Source organism: Clostridium sp. CAG:43 (assembly GCF_000434655.1).
GTDB lineage: Bacteria > Bacillota > Clostridia > Lachnospirales > Lachnospiraceae > Otoolea > Otoolea fessa.
Genome location: NZ_FR894967.1, coordinates 1 through 913, shown reverse-complemented (window position 1 = coordinate 913; position 913 = coordinate 1). Strand labels below are relative to the sequence as shown.

At 48.7% G+C, this 913-nt stretch carries 1 protein-coding gene; it reads right to left on the bottom strand.

Annotation, left to right across the window (positions count from 1 at the left end):
* Positions 1-913: ABC transporter substrate-binding protein (locus QVO97_RS00005; protein ID WP_288188423.1), on the bottom strand; the 913-nt coding region annotated here is incomplete at both ends.

Here is a 913-nt window from a genome sequence, read left to right as displayed (position 1 = left end):
TTGTGATGTCCACATATATATAGTCATAGTTCAGTCCAACAAAGTATGCGCCCAGATTCTGTACACGGTCAGATACCATATACGGAACTTCTCTTAACTGAAGCGGTACCAGTGCGCCGTCTTCCAGGAGTGTCTTCTCTGCATTGAACAGGTTATCCATACGCTCTTTACCGGAAGTTGTCTTGGAAGCGTCGATGTACTTATCGTATTCATCACTGTGGTAATTTAAGTAGTTGTAGCCGGAGGTGCTGTACCAGAGCTCCAGGTAGCTGTACGGGTCAGAGTAATCCGGTGCCCAGCCACTCATGATGATATCGTACTCATCACTGTCCGGAACCAGAAGTGCGTTTCTCGTTGCGTACGGAACCATGTTGATATCTACATTGATACCCAGGTTGTTCTTCCACTGGTTTGCAACAACCTCTGCCTCTTTCTTCGCTGTGTCAGAATCGGATACAACCAGTTTCAGGGAAATATCAGAAGCACTGGAAAGACCTAATTCAGATAATGCCGTATCCAGATACTCTTTTGCCTTATCCATATCACCCTGAAGCGGGAATGCCTCTAACGGATACTCGGTGCCGTACTCGCCGTCCACACCGCGAACCTGCGGAAGCACGTATCTCTGGTTAGCCTGATATAAACCATTGTGGGTCAGAAGAATGTATTCTTCACGGTTGACTGCATAGTTCATCGCCAGACGCAGGTTCTTGTTTGCCAGATATTTATTCCGGTGGTTCAGTGCCGCATAATCATCTGCGCCGCTGTAGTAGGACTGTGTCTTGCCTTCATACTGCGCTGCCAGCTCGGTCGGAACCTCTGCCAGATCCAGCTCGCCTGCATCGAACATCGAAACAGCGGTAGTCTGATCGGCTACGGTCAGAATCTCAACGCCGTCCAGGCTGATCTTTTC